Origin of the sequence: Megasphaera cerevisiae DSM 20462, from assembly GCF_001045675.1 — a bacterium.
Classification (GTDB): Bacteria; Bacillota; Negativicutes; order Veillonellales; family Megasphaeraceae; genus Megasphaera; species Megasphaera cerevisiae.
Genome location: NZ_LEKT01000011.1, coordinates 20,413 through 37,858, shown reverse-complemented (window position 1 = coordinate 37,858; position 17,446 = coordinate 20,413). Strand labels below are relative to the sequence as shown.

The window sequence follows — 17,446 nt, the reverse complement described above, 5'->3', positions numbered from 1 at the left end:
ATCCCATGACATATGAAGAAGCAGTATATTATTTGGAACATGCCAGTGTATTCGGTATACGACCGGGACTGGAACGGATCGAGGCCTTGCTGAAACGGCTGAACAATCCGCAGCATCAATATAAAACAATTCACGTGACAGGGACCAACGGCAAGGGTTCGGTAACCGCCATGATTGCCAGCGGACTTACGGAGGCATGTATTTGTACTGGCCGGTATACATCACCGCATTTGGAGAATTATACAGAACGCATCAGCCTGAATGGCCAGGACATCAGCCGGGATGATTTTGCCGAAGCGGTGGAAGTCATCTCGCTGGCGGTGGAAGCTATGGTGCTGGAGGGGATAGAACGGCCTACAGAATTTGAAATGATTACGGCAGCGGCTTTTTGGTATTTTGCCCGGCGGAAGGTGGAGTATGCTGTTATTGAAGTCGGTCTTGGCGGACTGCTTGATTCAACCAATGTTATTACTCCTGTCGTATCAGTTATTACCAATGTATCGCTGGATCATATGAAATACTGCGGCAATACTATCAGGGAAATTGCTGTCCATAAAGCCGGTATCATTAAGGAAGGCGTGCCTGTTGTCACGACAGCAGATGGAGAGGCCTTGCAGGTTATTGCCAGGACGGCATATGATACACACAGCCGGCTGTATGCATTGGATCGCAGCTTTGATGTTATCGGCAATGCCGGGCAAACAGCTTCTGGCGGCCAGATGATCACGGTGCGGGAGACCTATGGATATTCCATCACAGCCGTACTGCCCCTTTTGGGACAGCATCAGCGGCGTAATGCCGCCGCTGCCATTATGACGTTGCTGCTTGTTGCCCGTCATGAAAAAAGGTTGACGCGGACGGCACTTCAGGCAGGGATAACGCATGTGAAGTGGCCCGGACGGTTCCAGATTCTTAAGGCTGGCGGTATGGACGTCGTTATTGACGGAGCGCATAATCCCGCAGGCATCGATACCTTCTGCCGGACCTATAAAGAGGTATTTGCTGACCGAAAGAGAGTTTTTCTTTTCTCGGTTTTGGCAGATAAGGACTATACTCGGATGGTTCAGGAACTGTTTTGCGAGGAGGACTATGTGATTTGCGCGCCGGCCCCGACGCCGCGCACGGCTGATCCTGAACAAATGGCAGCCATGCTTCCCTGCCGGGCTGATTGGGCAGATAGCTTGGTACAAGGACTGGATAAAGCTTTTGCCGCTGTGACAGATAGGCAGGTTCTCTGCATTGTCGGCTCCTTGTATATTCAAGGAGAAGTGAGACAGTATTTTCGGCATCGGTTTGCTGTGGCGTGGTAGTGAAAACGCGGCCGGTATTTTGCAGTTCGCAGTCAGCAGTCAATTAGGTGCTGATTCTGAATTATGGAGTACCGGCTACTATTTTTTTCTTTTTAAATACAGTATAATGAAGTCAAAGGAGCGATGTGATGAATCCTACGACGTATTCGACAAGCAGTTCTCACGAACGGGCACGCCTCCGCGTTGTGTATGCTCTTCTGGGAACTGTGTTTTTTATGCCGCTGAATCTGTTTGCTATGGAAGCTTTCTTTATTGCGGCGGTGTTGCAGGCGGTGTGGTATTTGTGGCGGCATAACGAGCTTATCTTCGTCAGGACCGCGTTGTTTATTCCAGCAGCGGGATTTACCCTGACGGCACTGCTGTCTCTCGTCGGTTCGCCGCATATACTGATGGGGACGGCTTTTTATGCATTTACGGTACTGCAATATTTTTTGCTGTACACCATGACAGCCTTTTTTATCCGCGGCGAGAGGGAACGGCGTCTCGTCTTGTTTTTTATGCTTATGAGTGCTTTTTGTGTGGCCTTGTATGGGCTATATCAATATGCGCATATGCTGATTTTGCACAACAAGGAATGGGTGGATCATTCGGCTTTTCCACTGCTGCGGCGGCGCATGTATTCCACGTTGTATAATCCTAATTTGTTATCGGCATTTATGCTTATGCTTATGGGACTGGCAGCGTCTCTGACGTTGGGGACGCGCCATGCCTGGCATCGGGGCCTGTACTTAGGGTTGCTTTTTCTTTTGACGCTGTGTCTGATTCTGACATACTCACGCGGAGCTTGGATCAGTGTTTGCGCTCTTGTTTTTTTCTTTGGCCTGGTATGGGATAAAAGAGTATGGCTTCTTCTGCTGCTGCTGCCGGGGATATTATTTTTTTACCATGGCGGCGTAGCGGATCGTCTCTTGTCTATTTTCAGTCACAGTGGGGCCGATACTTCTGTTTCAATGCGTTTGGATATGTGGACAGCTGCTGTATCCATGATAGCCGATCATCCTTTTCTGGGGATTGGCTGGGGGGCATTTAAATATGTGTATCCCGTATATAATGAACTGATCCAACAGGCCGGTATCACTATCTTTCACGCCCACAATATGTTTCTCAATATTTTTGCGGAAACGGGCATCCTCGGATTTTTCTTCTTTATGTGGTTTTTCTTTGGTAATGCATGGCATGCTCTGCGTTTTTTGCGATATGTCAAAGAATCTGCCTTTGACCGGTCTGTTGCTATGAGCATGGCGGCCGCTGTTGTTTCTATTACCATAAGCGGAATGAGTGATTATGATTTATTTAGTACTCAGATTTCACTTACTTTTTGGCTTTTGTGCGGAATATTTGCAAATATGTCTCTAGAATATCAAAAAAATGTTAAAAAAAGTTTGCGAAATAATTCACAATGATATATAATGTCTGTATGATTATTGTGTAAATTTATTCAGGCAATAACGATGGAATCACATTGAAGTGACAAATGGAGGATGTATCCATGAGACAGAAAAAGGCAATATCGGATGCCGTCATCGAAAGATTGCCGCTGTACTACAGGGACCTATTGTTGCTGCAAGATGCGGGAATTGATATTATTTCTTCCGAAAAATTGGGTGAACGGCTGGGCATTACGCCAGAGCAGATTCGGAAGGATCTGACCTGCTTTGGTGCTTTCGGAAAAAAAGGTGTCGGGTACTATGTAAGTGAGTTATGTCAGCAGATCGTAGAAATTATTGGATTACAGCAGCATTGGAAGGTAGGTATCGCGGGGATCGGACATTTAGGCTGGGCCTTGGCTAACTATAAGACCTTTGGGCGGCTGGGCTTTCGTACGACTGGATTGTTTGATGTGGATCACCGGATTATTGGCCAAAATGTAGGTGGGGTCGTCGTGACACCTATTGTGGAAATGAGAGAAGTTATTCAGAGTGAAGGTATTCAAATTGGTATTATTACCACTCCGGCAGCAGTAGCGCAGCAGGTAGCCGACCAAATGGTTGAAGCTGGAATCAAGGGGATTTTATCCTTTGCGCCGCTTCGTCTGAGTGTTCCTGATCATATTTTTGTATTCCGGGAAGATTTGTCTATCGGTCTCAGCCGTATTTCTTATTATTTGACAAATAAGCCGCAGGGACAGGAAACGTAATAATCTGCGATCCAACATCGTATGTAGAGAAATAAGCTAAGGAACTTTTCCTTGGCTTATTTTTTTATATTATTTTATTGCATATTTTATGGAATAACAATAAAAGTATACGAAAATATACTGGAAAAAATTATTTTAACTGGTATAATAAAGATGAAATAATATTTTTTGTATACGTTTGCTTTTATAGCATATTTATTGATTACTTATGATACAGGATGGAAGGGGGATATATACAAATCGAGGATGGTTAAGATCAAATAGCCTTGAATCTTTATGAGGATAAAAAAGATGCGTATGCAATTAATATGTAAGTTTTTTGATTATAGTTCTGTATAGCTATTATTAGAGGGGACGTATATTATGAATAAAGTACATAAGATTGTGTGGAATGCGGCACGAAATTGTTATGTCGTTGGGTCTGAATTTATTGGTTCTTTCAATACGGGGGGGGGGGGTATAAAAGAGAATATATAAGCCGTTATTGTATTCAAACATGGCTGGCCGTATGTGTTGCCTGCGGAATGATACTGGGAGGCGCCGGTGCGACGGAAAAATGGCAGTATGCGGCGTTTTTGTATAATGAAAGTACAGATTGGAATTTGGGAGACCAGCAAACAATTAGTAACGGAAACCAACGGCAGTCAACTCTACGCGACGGATATAGCGGTCATAAATAATAGCCAGAGCATTAATATGCTGGGCGGTTCTATCCGTAAACTGGACCGCCGCGTGAATAAGGTCGGTGCCGGGGCGGCAGCCTTGGCAGCGCTGCATCCGCTGGATTTCGATCCCGATGACAAATGGGATTTCGCGGCAGGATACGGCAATTATGCCGGCGCCAATGCGGTGGCTGTGGGGGCGTATTACCGGCCGAATGAAGATACGATGTTTAATGTGGGCGGCAGCTTTGGCAATGGGGAAAATATGGTTAATGCCGGCCTATCCTTCAAACTCGGGCAGGGTAATGGTGTTTCCACGTCCCGTGTCGCTATGGCAAAAGAATTGAAGGAAGTCCGTACTGTCGTGGCCAAACAAGATGAACAGATCCGGAAATTGACGGCTTTGGTCAATGCACTGGTCGGCGCCGGACAGGCGTTACCAGTCGATCAAGCTCAAATGTTCCCGGATGTGCCGGAAAATCACTGGGCGTACGAAGCTGTACAGGCTATGGCAAAGAATGGCCTGGTGGAAGGCTATCCCGATGGAACCTTTGGCGGCAGCCGGTCGATGACCCGTTATGAATTTGCTCAGATTGTGCATCGGGCTCTTCAGAAAGGGACAGACGTCAATGCTCGTCTGATCAGCGAATTCAAGCCGGAACTGAAGCATATCCGCATTGACGTGATTGCCAAAGATAAAGAAGGCAATCCGGCGATTGAGCGGATCCGGGTCAATCAATAAATTGCACCGCCATATATGCATAATAGAAAACGGCACTTGTTTGTAAAAAGCAGGTCTGCATTATAAAACACAGCATGCCCTATATGGTTTCATTAATATAGGGCATGCTGTGTTTATTTTTGCAGGTGAAGGTCTTCATGGTAGGCACGAGTCGCGTCACGCTGCGTAATATAGTTTTGTTCGGCCATGAGGGCCAGCACGACTTGCTGACGCCGGCGGGCGGCCGTATAATTTTCCAGGGGATTATAATAGGTCGGGGCTTGCAGCAATCCGGCCAGCATAGAGGATTGGGCCAGAGTAAGCTTATCGCAGGGGATGCCATAGTAAATGCGGCAGGCGTCTTCTATACCGGTGGCATTGGCGCCGAAGTAAGCCGAATTCAGGTAGATTTCCAGTATTTCATCCTTGGTGTAGTTTCGTTCCAGTAAAATGGACAGGACAAGCTCCTGGATTTTTCGCGTCAGCGTTCGCTCATGTGATAAAAACACATTTTTGACGACCTGCTGACTGATGGTACTGCCACCTTCTAAGGTTTCGCCAGAGTTGAAGTTTACCATCATAGCACGCATGATACCGATGGGATCTATGGCCCCGTGTTCGTAAAATCGCCGGTCTTCAGTGGCAATGACGGCCTGCTGCATTGGACGGGGAATGACGCTGATAGAAACGTACATCGGCATGGCTTTGATTTTTTCATTTATTGCTTCGCGGAAGTGAAGGTACGGATATAGCTTTTGCTTTGCTGTGCCGGCAGACGGTATCCAGCCGGAGACTTTTTCTGTCCAGGATGCTGCGGCAGCTGGCTTTGCGGGTTTCGATGTGTCTGTAAGGATATTCCATGAGGCACAGGCGGCAAAGGCGAGCAAAAAGATGAAAAGATATTTTTTCTTCATAGGTCCTCCTGTATGCAGTATTATTGTATCATATTTTTTACATTTTTTATATTAAACAATACGATTAAAGGAAGCTTGTTAAAAAAATGTTAGCAAATTTTATGCATTATACTTGCATATTATTCCATAAAGGTGTATACTATCAACCGTAGACAGTTATGAGGTAAGTTTAGTTGCTTATACTGCATAGAGGAGGATATTGTGATGAGTACCATAAAAAAAATTGTATTAGCATATTCCGGCGGATTGGATACATCTGTTATTATTCCGTGGTTAAAAGAAAATTATAAAGGGGCCGAAGTTATTGCTGCCTGTGCGGATGTAGGACAGCCTGATGACTTTGCGGCGATTGAAAAAAAGGCATATGCGTCTGGCGCTTCTAAAGTGTATGTTATGGACATCAAGAAAGAATTTCTGGAAGACTATGTATGGCCTACCGTCAAGGCCGGCGCAGTGTATGAAGGTAAATACCTGCTGGGTACATCTTTTGCCCGTCCGCTTATTTCCAAAAAGCTTGTGGATATTGCCAAGAAGGAAGGCGCCGACGCAATTGCTCATGGCGCTACCGGCAAGGGAAACGATCAGGTTCGGTTTGAGTTGACTGTCAAGGCACTGGCTCCGGAAATTACGCTGATTGCACCGTGGAGAATGTGGGATCTGAAATCCCGTGAAGATGAGCTCAAATATGCAGAAGCACATAACGTGCCTATTGATTATAAATCAGAAGAAAATCCGTATCCTTACAGCATGGACTGGAATATCTGGCATCTGAGCCATGAAGGTGATGATTTGGAAAATCCTGCCAACGCCCCGAAGAATATGGTATATATGGTCACGACACCGCCAGAACAGGCTCCGGATACACCCGAATATGTTACTGTCGATTTTGAAAAGGGAAATCCCGTGGCTGTAAACGGCAAAAAAATGGATGCCGTAGAACTCATTACAGCGCTGAACAAAATCGGAGCTAAAAATGGCATCGGCATTGTCGATATCGTGGAAAACCGTTTGGTTGGCATGAAGAGCCGCGGCATTTATGAAAATCCGGGCGGTGCGATCCTTGTGTATGCCCATCGTGAATTGGAATACCTCTGCCTGGATAGAGATACATTCCATTATAAGGAAAATATTGCCAACGAATATGCTGAACTTGTGTATGATGGCAAATGGTTCTCGCCCCTCCGCGAAGCACTTGATGCATTTGTAAATGAAACGCAGCAGACTGTGACCGGCACTGTCAAAATGAAGCTGTACAAGGGAAATATCGTCAGCGCCGGTTCTATCTCCCCATACTCCTTGTATAATGAAGAATTTGTTACCTTTGGGGAAGATGATGTATATGACCAGACCGATGCCGAAGGCTTTATCAATTTGTTTGGCCTGCCCCTCAAAATGCGGGCTCTCATGAAACAGCATGTAGAAAAAGCGGGAAAATAAGGAGCGGTTTATCATGAAATTATGGGGCGGCCGATTCACCAAGGCCACTGATAAAAGTGTAGAAGAATTCAACGCATCCATTCAATTTGATTGCCGCATGTATGCAGAGGATATTTGTGGCAGCATTGCCCATGCGACGATGCTGTCCCGGCAGGGTATTCTTTCGGCAGCGGATGCGAATGCGATCGTAGAAGGCTTGAAAAAGATTTACGGACAGATCGAGCAGGGAGAGTTTGAATTTTCCGTAGAGCTGGAGGATATCCACATGAATGTGGAAAAGCGCCTTACCGATGCTATCGGTGAGGCCGGAAAGCGTCTCCATACGGGACGCAGCCGCAATGATCAGGTCGCACTCGATACGCATCTGTACATCCGCCGGGAAATCGCGGCGGTTGCCAGACTGCTCATGCAGCTCCAGCAGGCGATGATAACGGCTGCGAAAAGGTACAGTGATGTTATTATGCCCGGATATACACATTTGCAGCGGGCACAGCCTATCCTGTTCAGTCATCATATGATGGCGTATTTTTCTATGTTGTCCCGTGATTTTATTCATTTGCAGTATGCTTGGGATATGGCGGACAGAATGCCGCTGGGTGCCGGCGCGCTGGCTGGTACGACATATCCGCTGGATCAGCCTTTTGTTGCTGAACTGCTGCATTTTGGCAAGATATATGATAACAGTCTGGATGCCGTCAGCGATCGGGATTATATTATCGCCTTTCTGGAATTTGCTGCGGTTCTTATGATGCATTTGAGCCGTTTGTCTGAGGAGTTTATCTTGTGGTCTTCCTCGGAATTCAAATTTATTGAACTGGACGACTCGCACTGTACCGGTTCGTCTATTATGCCGCAGAAAAAAAATCCGGATATTTGCGAGCTTGTCCGCGGAAAAACGGGTAGGTTCTATGGTCATCTCATGGGTGTTCTGACGATGATGAAAGGGATTCCCATGGCTTATGACAAGGACATGCAGGAAGATAAGGAAGGCGTTTTTGATGCCATTGACAATTTGAAGTTTGCTCTGACTATTTATGCGGCGATGATCAATAAAATGACGGTCAATGGTCAGCGTATGCGGGATGTGCTGGAATGTGACTTTTCCAATGCGACAGATATGGCCGATTACCTGGCCAAGAAGGGGCTGCCCTTTCGGGAGGCGCATGCCGTTGTCGGTAAAGCGGTCCACTACTGCATTGAGCAGGGAAAAGTACTGCAGCAGCTTACATTGGACGAGCTGCAGGGCATGAGTCCCTTGTTTTCTGAAGATATTCATCATTATCTGAATATTGAGACTTGTGTGCGGCAGCGTAATACATATAATGGTACATCGCCGGCTTCCGTTCAGCGTCAGTGCCATGCAGGAACGGCGGCTGTAGTCGAAGAAGAGAAACAAATAACAAAGTGGGATACTGCTGTATCTGCCGTTTATGAAGTTTTAAAATAAGCGGCTAAAAATCCGTTATGTGGATGCATAACGGATTTTTATATGTTTACTAACTTAGCATATACCGGCCTTCTGTATGTTTTATTGGCAATGAAGCTGTAAATAAGGTATAATAAACCAGTATGAGAATATTTTTATGAAGAAACAAGAAAGGAGGGGCATACCTATGTTGAATGTGGCACAAACCACACTGGCAGGCTCTGTCTCTTATAGTGGGATTGGTTTACATGCCGCGAATGAAGTTCATATGGTATTGCGCCCGGCTCCGGCCGATACTGGCATTGTTTTTGTCAGAACGGATTTACCAGGACGCCCGTCGGTACAGGCACATTTATCGTATGTTACCAATACGATGAGAGCTACGACTCTTGAAAATAAGGAAGCCAAGGTGTTTACGGTAGAACATGTACTGTCAGCATTTTGTGGTCTCCGCATCGATAATTGTATTGTCGAAATGGATTCTGCCGAACCGCCGGTTGCTGATGGCAGCAGCCTGCCCTTTGTGCGGCTTATAGAAAAAGCCGGCGTGCAGCGATTGACAGCGCCGAAGCGGATGCTGGCAGTGCGAAAACAGCACCTTGTTCAGGAAGACGATAAATTTATAGCTATTATTCCTTATGATGGGTTTCGTATTACGTTTACGTCTATCAATCCGCATCCTATGCTGGGAGTCCAGTTTTTTGATACAGAAATAACTGAACAGAATTATATAAAGGAAATCGCCTTTGCACGTACGATTGCTTTTACGGAAGAATTGGAAATGCTGAAAAAAATGGGTCTCGGTAAAGGCGGCACGATTGAAAATGTCGTCGTTTACGATAAAACGTCATGCTTGTCCAACCTGCGCATAACAGATGAATTAGTCCGGCATAAGGTGTTGGACGTTATTGGTGACTTGTCATTAGTAGGCGGGCAGTTGCAGGGGCATGTGATTGCTGTTAAATCAAGCCATAAACTGAATAATCTGCTGACACACAAAATCATCGAGGAATTTCGTTAAGGAGGAATTAGAATGACTTTGGAAGTAACGGATATTATGGAAATTTTGCCACATCGGTACCCGATGCTGCTGGTAGACCGCATTATTGAGCTGGAACCTATGAAGTATGCTGTAGGCATTAAGAATGCAACATTTGACGAATTATTTTTTCAGGGACATTTCCCAGGACAGCCCGTTATGCCCGGTGTGCTTTTGGCAGAGGCTATGGCACAGGTGGGGGGTGTCGCATTACTGTATCCGGAGGAAAATCGCGGCCTTATTCCGTATTTTACCGGTATCGACAAGCTTCGGTTCCGGCACCCTGTCCGCCCTGGTGATCAAGTTGTCATGCGTGCCGATATTGAAAAAATCAAGGGCCGTATGGGAAAGGTGAAAGCGCAGTGTCATATCGGAGATATGCTTTGTGCCGAAGGGGAATATTTGTTTGCTCTTATGCCGGGACAAAAACCCAGAAAATAAATAGAAGAATTTAGGCTGTTTTTATGAGAAAAAAAGAGAAAAAATGAAAATATGAAATATAACATGCTGATTTCATGGAAATTCAGCATGTATATTTTGTCTTATTCGATACGAATGTAATAGCAATACTGAATTTTTTACTGTTTTTAATTTAGGCGCTTGTCCGTGTAAGGGCAGGAAAGCGAGGAGTGACTTTAATGACCGAGGAAAAAGGCAGCATGCTGCAAAGCGTGATACATCCAACGGCTATTATAGATCCACAGGCAAAAATTGGCCCCAACGTAAAGATCGGACCGTATGCAGTGATCGGGCCCAATGTGACTATTGGGGAAGGCACAGAAATCATGTCTCATGTCACTATTGACGGCTGGACAACGATCGGCGAATACTGCCGGTTTTTTCCATGTGCATCCATTGGATCAGAACCGCAGGATTTGAAGTTTACCGGTGAAAAAAGCTTTGTAATTATTGGCGATCGTTCCATCTTTCGTGAATATGTGACCGTCAGCCGGGCCACTGGAGAGGGAGAGGAAACGCGTATTGGCAATGACTGCTTGTTTCAGGCGAGTACTCATATTGCCCATAACTGCATAGTTGGAAATAATGTCATTATGAGCAATTGCGCTGGTCTTGCTGGTCATGTCATTGTGGAAGACCGCGTGGTTATTGGCGGTATCGCGGGTGTTCATCAATTTGTCAAGCTGGGACGTAATTGTATGATTGGCGGCTTGGCTAAAGTCGTCCAGGATATTCCCCCCTTTGTTATTGCTGATGGACAGCCGGCACGCTGTGTCGGTTTGAACAGCGTAGGATTGTCCCGGGCCGGCGTATCCGAAGAAGTGCGGCGAGAATTGAAAAAAGCGTTTCGCCTGTTGTATCGTTCGGGCTTGAATCTGCGTCAGGCTATTGCTGAAATGGAGCAGGAGCTGGACAGCTCGGAAGAAGTAGAACATTTTCTGCGTTTTCTCCGCAATGCAGATCGAGGAATTTGCAGAGGTACAAAAGAGTAATGCTGCATAAAGGGGAGGCGAGCCGTTCTCGCCTCTTTTTTTGTGTATATGGGCGTGGTATACTGACATGCGTCCTGTTTTTTTGTATAATATAAAGATGAGTAATTTCTATTCTTTTTTTAAGGGTGATTGGTAATGGAAAAAATCGGATTACTTGCCGGCATTGGTTATTTACCTGTGGAATTTATGCGTGCTGCAAAAAAAACGGGACATGCCGTCGTTGTCGTTGCAGTAGTCAATGAGGCGGCGCCGGAGCTTGCCGCAGAAGCGGATGCATATTATGACATTAATGTGGCAAAGCTGGATAAGATCATCAAGACCATGAGGCGGGAAGGTGTTTCTAAGGTCACGATGATTGGTAAGGTTACGAAGGAAATATTATTTAAAGGCTTGAAGGTTCCGGATTTACGGGCATTGAAGCTGCTGGCCAGATTGCGAAACCGCAAGGATGATACGATTATGCTGGCTATTGTCGAGGAGCTGGCAAAAGACGGTATCGAGGTGGTTGATCAGACGTTGTATTTACGGCCTCTTATGCCGGCAGCAGGTGTTTTGACGAAACGAAAACCTACGGCAGAAGAAGAGAATGATATTCGTTTTGGGTTTGCTGCGGCAAAGGCCATCGGCGGGATGGATATTGGTCAAACTGTTGTTGTCAAGCATCAGGCTGTCATGGCGGTAGAGGCCATTGAGGGAACCGATGCCTGCATACGACGCGGCGGCGCACTGGGAAGAAGCGGTGCTGTTGTCGTGAAGGTAGCTAAACCCAATCAGGACGTTCGCTTTGATGTGCCGGCCGTCGGCCGGACGACGGTAGAATCTATGATTGAAAGTCAATGTTCGGTTCTGGCGGTGGAAGCAGGGAGAACCTTATTTGTCGAGCAGCGGGATGTATTGGAACTGGCCGAAGCACACCATATCTGCATTTGTGCTGTGGATAAGACTTTTTGATATAGGAGTATCTATGAAAATTATGTTTTCAGCCGGAGAAGCGTCGGGTGACATGCATGGTGCCAATTTGGCCAGAGCGCTGCGCCAGGCTGATCCGAAAATCGAACTTATTGGTATGGGCGGCACACTTATGCAGCGTGCCGGTGTGCGCATCGTTTACGATATTCAAAATCTGGGTGTTATTGGCATTGGGGAAATACTGCGAAAAATTCCATTTTTTTTTCGTCTCCGCAATTTTCTCCTGCAGACGATGGAGAAGGAAAAGCCGGATGCTCTTGTATGTATTGATTATCCCGGATTCAATATGCGGCTTATAAAAAAAGCCAAGGAAGCAGGCATTCCTGTTATATATTACATTCTGCCGACCATTTGGGCCTGGCATAAAAGCAGGGGCAAGGTTATTGCGGCATATACGGATCTGGCGATTGCGCTGTTTCCATTTGAGGCAGAACTATATAAAAAGATCGGTACGAATGTCATTTATACGGGTCATCCGCTCCTGGATGCTGTTCGGCCGGACATGGGCAGAGAAGAGGCACTTTCCTTTTTTGGCTTGGAACGACAAAAGAAAACGGTACTTCTCATGCCGGGCAGCCGTGTGCAGGAGGTGATGGGGCTTCTGCCGTGTATGCTGGCAGCGGCAAAATTAATTGTCAAGCAGGTGCCGGAGGTGCAATTTATCCTGCCGAAGGCTTCGACAATTGATCGGGCTGTGCTGGATCGGATGATACGAGCTGCCGATGTTCCGGTTACCATCGGGGAGAATCATGTATATGATATGATGAATCTCAGTACGGCAGCTATTGCCGCATCCGGGACCGCAACATTAGAAACGGCTCTTATGGAGCTTCCGACACTTTTGATTTACCGGGTCAGTGCCTTGACCTATGCTTTGTCTAAAGTGCTGGTGCATATAGATAATATTGGATTGCCCAATATTATTATGGGACGGCGTATTATGCCGGAATTATGGCAGAATGCCGTAACAGCGGAACACATAGCCCAGATCGTCATACCTATGCTGACAGATGTCAAGCGGCATCGGGAGCTGAGTGACGCTATGACGGCAGTGCGCCGGACTATGGGAGAAAGCGGCAGTATTGACCGTACAGCCACAGCTATACTACATTTCGTTAAGGAGAAACATGCTGAATGACGCAATATAATAGTTTACAAAGTTATAAACGGTTGTTGATGTTTATCAAACCCTACAAAAAACGTCTTGTCATAGCCGTTATCTGTATGGCGTTTTCCGGTGCGAGTAATGTTGTCGTACCGTGGCTTATTAAAGATGTCATCGACAAGGTATTGGCAAATAAAGATATTTATACACTCAACCTGATTGTCATCGGCATCTTGATACTGTTTTTGCTGCGGGGATTCTTTTATTTCGGGCAGCGGTATCTGATGAGCTATGTCGGGCAGAAAATTGTCAATGATATACGCGAAAAGCTGTATCGTCATTTGCAGGTATTGTCGTTATCTTACTTTGACCGGCGCAAAACCGGCAATATTATGAGTAATCTGACCAATGATGTTACTGCACTGCAGACGGCAATTGCCGGAAATCTTATTTCGTTTGTTCAGGAAGCGGTCATTTTGATTGGGTCGCTCGTCTCCATGCTGTTTTTATATTGGAGACTGACACTGCTGACATTGGTGATTGTACCGCTGGTCATCTTTACAATTAATTTTTTTGGCAGCCGCCTGCGCTTGGCCGGGCATGAGGTTCAGGGGAAACTGGCTGATATTACGACCTTATTGGAAGAGTCTATTTCAGGTATCCGCATTATTCGCTCCTTTAACCGTGAAGATTACGAAATTAAACGATTTCTCGTACAAAATGATAATAACTTCTGGGCGCTCATGCAGACAACTAAACTGACGTCTCTGCTGACCCCATTTATACAGTTTTTTGCCGCTATTGCCGTGACAGCGATTATCTGGTATGGAGGGATCAGTGTTATTAATGGTGATATGACCGCCGGCGCGTTGATTGCGTTTTTGATTTATGCTATCAATTTGGCTAATCCGGTGCGGCGTATCAGTGAAATTTATGGTGAAATCCAAAAATCTCTGGCGGCTGCGGATCGTGTCTTTGATACATTGGACACGGAATCGGATGTAAAAGAAAAGAACGATGCTGTGACGCTTCCTTTCGTCAAAGGGAATATTACGTTTCATGAAGTGTCCTTTTCATATGATGAAGAGCATCCGGCATTGACTCATTTTAATTTGGCTATCAAGCCCGGACAGGTTGTGGCGCTGGTGGGACCGAGCGGTGCCGGAAAATCGACAGTGGCCAATCTGCTGCCTCGTTTTTATGATGTGAACAGCGGCAGTCTGACGATTGATGGTACTGATGTTCGTGATGTGACCTTTGCCTCTCTGCGTCAGCAGATCGGGCTGGTACCGCAGGAAACTCTGCTTTTTAATGCGACCATACGGGAAAATATTTTGTATGGCCGGCTGGATGCCAGTGAGGAAGAGATTGTTGCGGCTGCCGAAGCTGCTAATGCTCATGAATTTATACTGGAATTGCCCGGCGGATATGATGCGGTTGTTGGTGACAGAGGCAGTGCTCTTTCCGGCGGACAGCGCCAGCGCATTGCTATTGCCCGCGCTATTTTGAAAAACCCCCGTATTTTAATCTTGGACGAAGCGACGTCCGCGCTGGATACGGAGAGTGAAAAAATAGTGCAGGCGGCTTTGGACCGTCTGATGGAAGGCAGGACTGCAGTCGTCATTGCGCATAGGCTGAGTACAGTACGAAATGCTGATCATATTGTCGTTATTGATCACGGTCATATTGTTGAAGAAGGAACCCATAAAGAACTGTTGGCACAGCATGGTTTATATGCTAATCTGTATGCTGTTCAGTTTAAAGATAAATCGGAAGGGCGGAATACATGAAAATTAATTTGAAGGTAAGTTCGATGTATTGGATGTACAATATATTGTTGTTGATGTATTGGGCTGCCTTGATTCCTATGCTGATTTACCGCCTGTTTAAAGAGGAAGGCTTTTATCAGAGAATCAAACAGAGCATCGGCTATTTGCCTGATGATTTAAAAAGAAAAATATCGGATCGCCATGCTATTTGGGTCCATGCCGCATCAGTTGGCGAGATTGTGGCCGCAAGTCCGATTGTCCGGGAAATGCGTAAAACGCATCCCAATGAGGTCATCATCGTATCTGTCGTTACGGCGACGGGATTCCGTATGGCCCATCAAATCATTAAAGGTGCCGATGGGATTTTATATTTCCCCTTAGATCTTCCGTATTTCACCAACCGGATATTGAGTATTGTCAAACCCAAGATCATTGTTCTTGTGGAAACGGAAATCTGGCCTAATTTTCTGCGTATTGCCGACAATAAACAGATTCCCGTTATGATGATGAACGGACGAATCAGCCAGCGCAGTGCCGTGAGATATCGCCTGATCACCTTTTTTACACGCCGTGTCTTGTCCACGATTCGTATTTTTTGTATGCAGAGCCGGATTGATGCGCAGTATATTATTGATATCGGGGCAGATCCCAATAAGGTCATCGTAACTGGAAATACAAAATATGATCAGACCTACGGCATTGTTACGGAGGAAGAAAAAAAGCGTTTTCTCCACGAATTGGGGTTTGCGGAGGGAACCTATCCGATCATGATCGCCGGAAGCACGCATAAGGGCGAAAATAGCTCTGTTTATAAGGCCTTCTGCACTATTCGCAGGGAATTTCCCAAGGCTCGCCTTATTATAGCGCCACGCTATATTTACCAGGCTGATCTTATACGTGATGAAGGTCTCAATCATAAGGTATCTATGGTCAAGCGAAGTGATATGAAGGCTGGAAAAATAGTTTCGCCATCTTATGACGGTGTTATCCTCGATACGATTGGTGAATTGGGACGGGTATACAGTCTGGGAGATCTTATTTTTGTGGGCGGGAGTCTGGCGCACATCGGCGGTCATAATATTTTGGAACCGGCAGCGCACGGCAAGCCAATTGTCGTCGGGCCGAATATGTTTAATTTTGTTGAAATATTTGACCTTCTCAGCCGTCGCGGCGCCTGCGCCATGGTCCGGAATGAAACTGAATTTATTAGTACGTGTTTGGATATTCTGGTACATAAGAAACGGGCGGAACAAATGATGCGCAGCTGTATCGAAGTCGTGCAGGAGAATCAAGGGGCGACAAAAAAAAACCTGGAAGAACTGCAGCGGTTATTGAATGAATTATATTAGCGGAGATGAATAAGCATGTCGTTTCGTACCAGGACTGCAGCATATTTTAATTATCTGATGCAGCCCGGACCTAAGTCGGGCTGGGACCGGACCGCGCTCCGGATATTGGAATGGCTCTCTGTCCTGTATCGGATAGGGATCAATCGCAACTGCCTGTCATATCAAAATCATCCGGAGCGTCAGGTTCTCCTGGGGGCCAAGGTTATCAGTGTGGGAAATATTACCGTAGGTGGGACGGGTAAGACGCCTGCGGTATGCATGATAGCCCGGCGTCTTTATGCCACAGGGGTTCGTGTGGCCGTATTGAATCGGGGATATCGTTCTCAGCGGGAGCAGGATACTTCTGTTATGTCTGATGGCAGCCATGTTTTCCTGTCGGCCCGGGAGGGTGGCGATGAGGCCTGTCTTATGGCACGGATCTTGTTGGGAATTCCGGTCCTTGTGGGACGGGATCGGGCGCGGAGCGGTCGGATCGCCATTGATGATTTCCAGTCGCAGGTTCTGATTCTTGACGATGGATTTCAATATTGGCAGCTGCACCGTGATTTGGATATCGTCCTTATTGATGGAACCAATCCTTTTGGCAGCGGTAATGTTCTGCCGAGGGGAATATTGCGGGAGCCTTTGGAGCATTTGAATCGAGCTGATTTATTTATTATTACGAAGACCGACCAGGCGGATCGGATTACGATAGACCATATTTATGAGGTGCTCCGATGCTATAATGCTTCAGCTCCTATTGCCGAAGCGATTCACAAGCCAGCCTGGTGTGTTCCCTTTGCGCAGTGGCATTGTATGGAGGCCGCAGACCGAACTCCGCGGTATTTCCCGAAAGGACAGGAGGCTATTGCCGTCTCCGCATTGGGAAATCCCGACTCATTTGAGCATACCATTCAAACCTTTGGCTGCCAACTCGTCGGTTCGATTCGTTACGATGATCACTACAGTTATACGGAGGCAGATGTAGCCGCGATGGCAGACAAAGCGGCGGCAGCTGACGCTATACTTATTACGACGGAAAAAGATGCTGTTAAACTGCCGGCAGCGTATATAGAAGACTGCCGTCTGCCGTTATATGTATTGGGAATAGAAATGGATATCGTTAAAGGAAACGACGGTATAGAAAAGATATTACAAGATATATTGGGAGGATGAAT

At 46.2% G+C, this 17,446-nt stretch carries 16 protein-coding genes; 15 read left to right on the top strand and 1 reads right to left on the bottom strand.

The window, feature by feature from the left end; translation table 11 throughout:
* Positions 1-5: 5 nt before the first annotated feature.
* From AB840_RS05040 to AB840_RS05025, 5 genes are all read left to right on the top strand, one after another.
* A complete protein-coding gene (locus tag AB840_RS05040) occupies positions 6-1,310 on the top strand; it encodes a bifunctional folylpolyglutamate synthase/dihydrofolate synthase (RefSeq protein ID WP_048513751.1) in 1,305 nt (434 codons plus the stop codon).
* Between the two features lie 128 nt (positions 1,311-1,438).
* A complete protein-coding gene (locus tag AB840_RS05035; RefSeq protein WP_048513750.1) occupies positions 1,439-2,713 on the top strand; it encodes an O-antigen ligase family protein in 1,275 nt (424 codons plus the stop codon).
* An 86-nt stretch (positions 2,714-2,799) separates the two neighbouring features.
* Positions 2,800-3,447, top strand: a complete 648-nt coding sequence (locus tag AB840_RS05030; protein ID WP_048513749.1) for a redox-sensing transcriptional repressor Rex — start codon at positions 2,800-2,802, stop codon at positions 3,445-3,447.
* Positions 3,448-3,810: 363 nt separating this feature from the next.
* Entirely contained in the window at positions 3,811-3,924 is a 114-nt protein-coding gene (locus tag AB840_RS16430) for an ESPR-type extended signal peptide-containing protein (RefSeq protein WP_078791721.1), read from the top strand.
* A gap of 66 nt (positions 3,925-3,990) precedes the next feature.
* A complete protein-coding gene (locus AB840_RS05025) occupies positions 3,991-4,851 on the top strand; it encodes an S-layer homology domain-containing protein (RefSeq protein ID WP_053078139.1) in 861 nt (286 codons plus the stop codon).
* A 113-nt stretch (positions 4,852-4,964) separates the two neighbouring features.
* Here the strand turns inward: AB840_RS05025 and AB840_RS05020 are convergent, their stop codons facing one another.
* The gene (locus AB840_RS05020) at positions 4,965-5,744 is read right to left on the bottom strand and encodes a transglycosylase domain-containing protein (protein WP_048513748.1); all 780 of its coding nucleotides are present in this window, start codon (positions 5,742-5,744) and stop codon (positions 4,965-4,967) included.
* A 204-nt stretch (positions 5,745-5,948) separates the two neighbouring features.
* Here AB840_RS05020 and AB840_RS05015 point away from each other — a divergent pair, with 204 nt between their 5' ends.
* From AB840_RS05015 to lpxK, 10 genes are all read left to right on the top strand, one after another.
* The gene (locus AB840_RS05015; protein WP_048513747.1) at positions 5,949-7,181 is read left to right on the top strand and encodes an argininosuccinate synthase; all 1,233 of its coding nucleotides are present in this window, start codon (positions 5,949-5,951) and stop codon (positions 7,179-7,181) included.
* A gap of 13 nt (positions 7,182-7,194) precedes the next feature.
* On the top strand, positions 7,195-8,628 hold the full coding sequence (argH, locus tag AB840_RS05010) for an argininosuccinate lyase (protein ID WP_048513746.1): 1,434 nt from the start codon (positions 7,195-7,197) through the stop codon (positions 8,626-8,628).
* A 166-nt stretch (positions 8,629-8,794) separates the two neighbouring features.
* Positions 8,795-9,628, top strand: coding sequence for a UDP-3-O-acyl-N-acetylglucosamine deacetylase (lpxC, locus tag AB840_RS05005; protein ID WP_048513745.1), 834 nt, complete (start codon positions 8,795-8,797; stop codon positions 9,626-9,628).
* Between the two features lie 12 nt (positions 9,629-9,640).
* Positions 9,641-10,087, top strand: coding sequence for a 3-hydroxyacyl-ACP dehydratase FabZ (gene fabZ / locus AB840_RS05000; protein WP_048513744.1), 447 nt, complete (start codon positions 9,641-9,643; stop codon positions 10,085-10,087).
* A 197-nt stretch (positions 10,088-10,284) separates the two neighbouring features.
* Positions 10,285-11,097, top strand: coding sequence for an acyl-ACP--UDP-N-acetylglucosamine O-acyltransferase (gene lpxA, locus AB840_RS04995; RefSeq protein WP_048513743.1), 813 nt, complete (start codon positions 10,285-10,287; stop codon positions 11,095-11,097).
* 135 nt (positions 11,098-11,232) lie between these two features.
* Complete coding sequence (locus AB840_RS04990) at positions 11,233-12,048, top strand: LpxI family protein (RefSeq protein WP_048513742.1); 816 nt, start codon at positions 11,233-11,235, stop codon at positions 12,046-12,048.
* Positions 12,049-12,061: 13 nt separating this feature from the next.
* Positions 12,062-13,204, top strand: a complete 1,143-nt coding sequence (gene lpxB / locus AB840_RS04985) for a lipid-A-disaccharide synthase (protein ID WP_048513741.1) — start codon at positions 12,062-12,064, stop codon at positions 13,202-13,204.
* Positions 13,201-14,961: a lipid A export permease/ATP-binding protein MsbA gene (msbA, locus tag AB840_RS04980; RefSeq protein ID WP_048513740.1), complete on the top strand. Its 1,761-nt coding sequence runs from the start codon at positions 13,201-13,203 to the stop codon at positions 14,959-14,961. Before lpxB ends, msbA begins: the two co-directional genes overlap by 4 nt.
* A 23-nt stretch (positions 14,962-14,984) precedes the next feature.
* Entirely contained in the window at positions 14,985-16,289 is a 1,305-nt protein-coding gene (locus tag AB840_RS04975; protein WP_407657339.1) for a 3-deoxy-D-manno-octulosonic acid transferase, read from the top strand.
* A 15-nt stretch (positions 16,290-16,304) separates the two neighbouring features.
* Positions 16,305-17,444: a tetraacyldisaccharide 4'-kinase gene (gene lpxK / locus AB840_RS04970; RefSeq protein WP_048513738.1), complete on the top strand. Its 1,140-nt coding sequence runs from the start codon at positions 16,305-16,307 to the stop codon at positions 17,442-17,444.
* The last annotated feature ends 2 nt before the right edge of the window (positions 17,445-17,446 follow it).

Bases quoted from the DNA above. Each gene is read 5' to 3' on its own strand.
- AB840_RS05040 (WP_048513751.1), top strand. From the start codon at position 6: ATGACATATGAAGAAGCAGTATATTATTTGGAACATGCCAGTGTATTC.
- AB840_RS05035 (WP_048513750.1), top strand. From the start codon at position 1,439: ATGAATCCTACGACGTATTCGACAAGCAGTTCTCACGAACGGGCACGC.
- AB840_RS05030 (WP_048513749.1), top strand. From the start codon at position 2,800: ATGAGACAGAAAAAGGCAATATCGGATGCCGTCATCGAAAGATTGCCG.
- AB840_RS16430 (WP_078791721.1), top strand. From the start codon at position 3,811: ATGAATAAAGTACATAAGATTGTGTGGAATGCGGCACGAAATTGTTAT.
- AB840_RS05020 (WP_048513748.1), bottom strand. From the start codon at position 5,744: ATGAAGAAAAAATATCTTTTCATCTTTTTGCTCGCCTTTGCCGCCTGT.
- AB840_RS05015 (WP_048513747.1), top strand. From the start codon at position 5,949: ATGAGTACCATAAAAAAAATTGTATTAGCATATTCCGGCGGATTGGAT.
- argH (WP_048513746.1), top strand. From the start codon at position 7,195: ATGAAATTATGGGGCGGCCGATTCACCAAGGCCACTGATAAAAGTGTA.
- lpxC (WP_048513745.1), top strand. From the start codon at position 8,795: ATGTTGAATGTGGCACAAACCACACTGGCAGGCTCTGTCTCTTATAGT.
- fabZ (WP_048513744.1), top strand. From the start codon at position 9,641: ATGACTTTGGAAGTAACGGATATTATGGAAATTTTGCCACATCGGTAC.
- lpxA (WP_048513743.1), top strand. From the start codon at position 10,285: ATGACCGAGGAAAAAGGCAGCATGCTGCAAAGCGTGATACATCCAACG.
- AB840_RS04990 (WP_048513742.1), top strand. From the start codon at position 11,233: ATGGAAAAAATCGGATTACTTGCCGGCATTGGTTATTTACCTGTGGAA.
- lpxB (WP_048513741.1), top strand. From the start codon at position 12,062: ATGAAAATTATGTTTTCAGCCGGAGAAGCGTCGGGTGACATGCATGGT.
- msbA (WP_048513740.1), top strand. From the start codon at position 13,201: ATGACGCAATATAATAGTTTACAAAGTTATAAACGGTTGTTGATGTTT.
- AB840_RS04975 (WP_407657339.1), top strand. From the start codon at position 14,985: ATGTATTGGATGTACAATATATTGTTGTTGATGTATTGGGCTGCCTTG.
- lpxK (WP_048513738.1), top strand. From the start codon at position 16,305: ATGTCGTTTCGTACCAGGACTGCAGCATATTTTAATTATCTGATGCAG.